The 5,782-nt window shown below is 30.7% G+C and carries 7 protein-coding genes; 6 read left to right on the forward strand and 1 reads right to left on the reverse strand.

The features are described 5' to 3' along the window. Window positions 1-111: 111 nt before the first annotated feature. Window positions 112-453, forward strand: a complete 342-nt coding sequence (locus ACYTR8_RS09865) for a hypothetical protein (RefSeq protein WP_014611957.1) — start codon at window positions 112-114, stop codon at window positions 451-453. A 50-nt stretch (window positions 454-503) separates the two neighbouring features. Here the strand turns inward: ACYTR8_RS09865 and ACYTR8_RS09870 are convergent, their stop codons facing one another. Further along, window positions 504-1,142, reverse strand: coding sequence for a hypothetical protein (locus ACYTR8_RS09870; RefSeq protein ID WP_479642092.1), 639 nt, complete (start codon window positions 1,140-1,142; stop codon window positions 504-506). A 232-nt stretch (window positions 1,143-1,374) separates the two neighbouring features. Between ACYTR8_RS09870 and ACYTR8_RS09875 the strand changes: the two genes are divergently transcribed. The 5 genes from ACYTR8_RS09875 to ACYTR8_RS09895 form a co-directional block, all read left to right on the forward strand. Next, the gene (locus ACYTR8_RS09875) at window positions 1,375-1,722 is read left to right on the forward strand and encodes a hypothetical protein (RefSeq protein WP_014611959.1); all 348 of its coding nucleotides are present in this window, start codon (window positions 1,375-1,377) and stop codon (window positions 1,720-1,722) included. Window positions 1,723-1,827: 105 nt separating this feature from the next. Next, complete coding sequence (locus ACYTR8_RS09880; protein WP_185730812.1) at window positions 1,828-3,093, forward strand: FtsK/SpoIIIE domain-containing protein; 1,266 nt, start codon at window positions 1,828-1,830, stop codon at window positions 3,091-3,093. Between the two features lie 182 nt (window positions 3,094-3,275). Continuing rightward, on the forward strand, window positions 3,276-4,571 hold the full coding sequence (locus ACYTR8_RS09885) for a Rep family protein (protein ID WP_014611962.1): 1,296 nt from the start codon (window positions 3,276-3,278) through the stop codon (window positions 4,569-4,571). A 12-nt stretch (window positions 4,572-4,583) separates the two neighbouring features. Further along, entirely contained in the window at window positions 4,584-4,931 is a 348-nt protein-coding gene (locus ACYTR8_RS09890; protein ID WP_014611963.1) for a DUF771 domain-containing protein, read from the forward strand. 52 nt (window positions 4,932-4,983) lie between these two features. Beyond that, a partial coding sequence (locus tag ACYTR8_RS09895; RefSeq protein ID WP_479650929.1) for a tyrosine-type recombinase/integrase occupies window positions 4,984-5,782 on the forward strand: 799 nt, incomplete at its 3' end.

Consider the following 5,782-nt stretch of genomic DNA (forward strand, 5'->3'; position numbering starts at 1 on the left):
AAAATTATTGAATGCCAGATTGGTTCAACAATTTCCTGATACGATTGAAGAGATTGAAGCAAATGCTTTCTATTATAAAAAAGAAAAAGAGAAAGGTTTGAGCAAGGAGCAATGAGAAAAAAACTACTAGCTATTTTATTCTTCTTAAGTATTTTCTGCTTAGTCGCTTGTGGTAGATCTATAAATGGAACTTATATTCAAAGAGGAGACGGCATTCAACGTCAGTTATCCATATCTGATAACAAAACCGCTAAGATGAAGATAAAAAACTTTTTATTTGGAACATACCATTTAAAAGGAACTATTAATCAACAGAAGAAAGAAATCCACCTCAAAGGAGAAAAATGGGGAGCTTCTGTTGATCTGGAAGGCACTTATGATTTTACTGATAAAGGTAATCTCGTTGTTACTCTAGAAGGTGAAACCATTTCTTTTGAGAGAGAAGAAAAGTAAATCAAAAAAGCAGATAAGGAATTGTCCTATCTGCTTTTTTGATTCTTTATTTAAGAGATATCTCTTTTACGACTATAATAGTGACATTTGTTAGGTGCATCTAACCGTTCTTTTGCAAGTTGGTATTCAAGTGAAGAAATGACTTGAAGAGGATCATCGGCTAAACGAGCACCTTCAACTAACGAAATGTCTTTATTCCATAAATTAATGTCGAGCGGAGTGAAAAATCTTTCAAATAAGGCAGTCATCATCACTTCTAATTTCTCTTCTCGACTAACTTGACTGATGTAGTAAGGATCATCACTAGATGCTTGCATCATCATTTTATCGAAAGCTTGAGGAGATAAATTCAAGGGATGGTGCTCATTTTCCGTATCATCTTCCATAGCTCCGACTTGTTCTGTTATCTGACTGGTTAGTTTTAAGTAATGTTTATAATCATATTTAGAGCTTTGTTTAAGTAAGTAAGTTTCCATGTTAAATTTAAGTTTTTGAAGTTGTTCTTGCGTAAATAGTTTAGTACGGTTACGTTCAATAACTTTGGTAGGTGCATCTTGCCAATAATCCCAGCTTTCAAGAATTCTTTTGGCTTTTGTGTAAATTTTTTTAAAATTTTTTTGTGTATCGTCAATTCCAAAAAATGAAACCTGTTCAATAATAAATTGTTTAAGTGATTGCATTTCTTTCATAAACTCTCCTTTTGTGTATTTAGTATATATATTATTGTATCTAGATACCATTATTTTGTCAATACAACGAAATACATAGGGGTTGATTCAAGTCTCTAGTGATGTTATTATAAGACTGTAAGCAAGAGATATCAAAGCTCTTGTTTACAAAGAGAGATAAGAGACGTCTTATTAATATCACGAGCTGATTCTAGAAAAGCTCGAAAAAAAAACACAAAGGAGAATAAATTCTATGAATCCAACTTGGATAAAAGACATTTCAGAAGTATTAAAACGTTCAGCAATAAAAAAAGAGTATATTAGCGAAAAAACAGGTAATGCTTACACTACATTAGTTATTGAAAAAATGAGTGTTGTATCAACAGGATCGATAGAGCAAACTGATGATAATAAATATAAATATTATATTATTGATACTATTGATGCTAATGGTGCTGGAAATATGGAATACGCTATCAAAACGACTAATAAAGTGGATGTAAAATTGGGAACACAACTTACGTTTTTTAATGTAAGAGGTGGATCAACAGCTAAAGGTGGTTGGTACGCTGCTGATCGCGTTGAAATTAAAACAAAGTAAATGAGTACGAGATACATTTATAACAAGCAGTCACAAAGATTCAAAAAAATCTTTTATAAAGATGCAAGCACATATCTGTTAGCAATAGCAAGCATGATATGTGCATTGCTTTTAACAATTTATTTAACAAAATCAGTCGAAATTTTGATTATCTTATTTTCTCTCTTAACGTTGCTTTTTATATACGTTTACTATTTGTTAATTAATTTTATAACTCGAGTAGTAGATAATGCATCATTTCTAGCAGCAATTAGATGCATTATATTTGAATATCAAGCGCGCAAAGCTGTACTAGATACTGCGACAAACAATAGACAGCTTAGTTCTGATAGTATTGAAGTTTCTGATGTACATGCTAAATTAAAAAGAGATATGTCATCTCAATATATTATCAAAATAGAGAAATTAGCTGGTATGTCAGAGAAAAAAATGGAATTGCTTGCAGAATCATTATCATCAACTTTTCGATCTATTAACAAAAACTATGTAGTAGTAGACTTTTACTGTAACAACGAGCAAACAGAATATACGTATATTGTTGAAGATATCACAATTGATAAGCGACTAGTACCTAAAATAGTGAGCGAGCTGTACTATGATGACTATTGTTTACTTTTACAAGATGACTTAGTAGTAGATATCTCACAGACAGTGCATATGTTAGTCGCAGCTAACTCAGGAGCTGGTAAGACTGCATTGATAAGAACACTTTTATTACAATGTATGTTGATGAAATGTATAGAAGATATTTATATTTTTGATTTTAAGCAAGAATTTTCGTCATGGAAATTTATGAACAATTATATTATTTCTGATAATACAAGTGCTTTATTGACACTTGATGAACTTGTAAAACTTATGTCAGAGCGAGAACAACTAATTGCTGAATTAAGTTACAAAAGTAATAGAACGGGTGCTAATTTTAGAACATTTGATTTAAAAATGATTATTATTGTTATTGACGAAGTTGCTGCGTGGATAGCTTCTATGACTGATACAAAGCAACGTAAGTATGCACAAGAGCTTCTAAATCAACTGATTTTCAAAGGACGATCGAGTGGATTTTATTTGATTTTATCAACCCAGCAACCAAATGCGCAAGTGATTAGCACAGCAATCAGAGATAATTTATTGACTCGAATTCTTCTAATGAAAGGTCAAACTTCAAAAGAACTTATCAATATGATATTTACAGATACTGATTCTATTGTACAAACACGAGATGCTTTTTCTGGTTATGTGTTTATAGACAGTGCTGGAACTCGACCGATTTTTTTCAAAGCTACAGATTTATACAAAAATAAACTAGAAAAAATTTCAACTTATGAAGAGGCTTATAAGCAAATGAAGCGTGATAATGAAGCACGTTGAACTTGTTCAACGTGCTTATTTTTTAACTATTCTACGCATGTTTGACATTGGGCTTGTCAATAATGTCAAACTACTTAAAACCGTGATGCTTAAAGCTTTAGGAGATATCTCAATTTTTGTATAACATAATAAGATCAATGGAATAGTTAACAGAATAATTAAATGCCGAGAAGGAGTTAATATTGAAAAAACAAGCAAAACTTACTTGTGCTATGATAGTTCAACAATTAGAAAAAGACTTTTGGCTTAATTGGGATAATTTCTTTATTGATCAAGCAAGAGAAGGTGATTTAATCCCTCTACTTGAGGAAATAGAGAAGAGATTAGTTAGTCATAATTGTATTATTTCAGAATTATATGCTATCAAACACGATAAAGATAAATTAGTTATTTGGAACGAGGAAGAAAAATCCACTATTGAGGAACTAAAGGCTAGCCATGTGCATATCTTAATTAAATTTGAAAAAGGAACAACATTAAGCCAGTTAGCCTATATTTTAGGAATAGAAGCTCAATATATTGAAAAAGCAAAATCGGGACGGTATGGTTATGATAACCTTTTAGCTTACCTTGTTCACTCTAAAGATAAAGCTAAATTCCAATATTCACCAAATGAGGTTATCACTTTAAAAGGTGAAGATTATCTTAGTGTTTATAATCGTAGAAAACAAATTTGGTTTAAAGGAAGAGCTACGAAAGAAGCAAAAGAAGCAAATTTAAGTCTAGACTATGTCATATCTGAAATTTTAGAAGGACATATAACAAAAAGCCAAGTACTTTTAACCAATGATTATTATAAAGTTTACGCCTTAAACCAGCGTAAAATAGAAGATGCCTTTGCAGCATATCAAGAGAAAAAAGGTTTTGTAACGATTCAATCTCTTGAAAATAGAGAATTTAGAAAGACTATTATTTTTATTACAGGAAAAACGGCATCGGGAAAAACCTCCTTAGCAAAAGAAATTATCAAGTCAATAAAAGATATTGCTTTTAGACAAGGAGAAACATGGGAACATTGTATTACAGCTTCTACTAATTCGTTTGATAATTATAATGGTCAAGAAATATTATTTATGGATGATGTAAGAGGTTATGGTCTAACAGCAACAGATTGGTTAAAGCTATTAGATCCTTATAATATTAGTCCGATATCTGCTCGTTATAAGAATAAACTAGGTTATGCTAAGGTGATTATCATTGCAAGTAGTGTTGAACCATCACTTTTCTTTCACTCTGCTAAAAATTATCACTATGAAGACCCTAGTCAATTTATACGAAGATTAGATGCATTAGTTAAGATAGATACAACTTATCAACTATCAATACCGCATAAAATCCAAATGGTTAATCATTCAGAAATGCTAAGTGATTATTATTTCAAAAATATTGCTAAAGGAAAACATGAAAAAATCATACAGAAAGTTTTATCAATGTTCTTAAAAAATATGAAGTGGAAAGATGAAAAAAACAATAACTAAGAGGTAAAAGAAATGGAAGAAAGACAAAAATTACTGATAGATTTGAGAAATATCGAAATTGAGATTCCAGAAACTCATATCATCATTTTAAAACAACAGCTAGTTGACTTAAAAAGAAATTCCCAGATAGGGCAGTATCTAACACTTAATGATGTGTTAAAAATGTTATCAGTTTCCAGACCATGGTTTCTTAATAATGTTCTTTATAATCCTAAAATTAGATCTAAAATTGATATTAATCAAAATATAGATGGATTTGTTAAATATCCACAAACAAGGGGTGGCAGATATTACTTTTTAGCAAGTAAAACAAAGGAATATTTTGAGAAACACTTCAGAGATATCTTTGATGAAATATGATATGATAACTAAGACAGAACCTTGGTTATCGCTTCTTAGAAAGAGGTAATCAATGAGTATATCATTTAGACAACGAGGAAAAAAGAGATTATGGAATTATCGAGTATTTGATAAAAACAAGAAGGTAATAGCAACGAATTCAGGATTTAGAACAAAAAAAGAAGCGGAAATTGAAGCTATAGCTATTGAGCTTAAATTGAAGCAAGGTAATGTGATTGATAAAACTGTTTCTCTTTATAACTTATGGGAGGCATGGTTTGAGTCCAATATTTTACCTACAAATAAAGCTGAGACAACTTTTTATAAACACAAACTAAGAGGACAGAAAATTAAAGATTTCTTTGGTGATGCACCTGCTATGTCCATAAAGGCAAGTCAATATCAAACTTTTATAAATTTGTACGCAGAGAAAGTATCAGCTAATACTGTTAGACGATTGAATTCAGAGGTTAGAAAAGTTATTAATTTTGCCAAAAGAGACAGGATAGAAATTTATGATTTTACTAATGGTGTTATTATAAGTGGTATTAATAATTCAAAAACTAAAAAAGAAAAGTCACTACAAAGTTTAGCTGATTATCAAAAGTTACTGAATTTTCTAGTCAATTGTTTAGACTACAAAAAATCTGTAATTCCCTATCTATTATATATACAACTAAAAACAGGCCTTCGGTTTGGTGAGGTTCTAGGATTAACATGGGATTGTATTGACTGGAGAGATAAAGAAATCAGAACTTATAGACGTTACGATAGTATTTCCTATGAATGGAAGCCACCTAAAACTGAGACCTCAGTAAGGTCTATACCTATTGATGATGCCACCCTCACAGTCCTTAAAAAGTTGAAGATTG

The sequence above is a fragment of the Streptococcus sp. F2 genome (assembly GCF_056500955.1).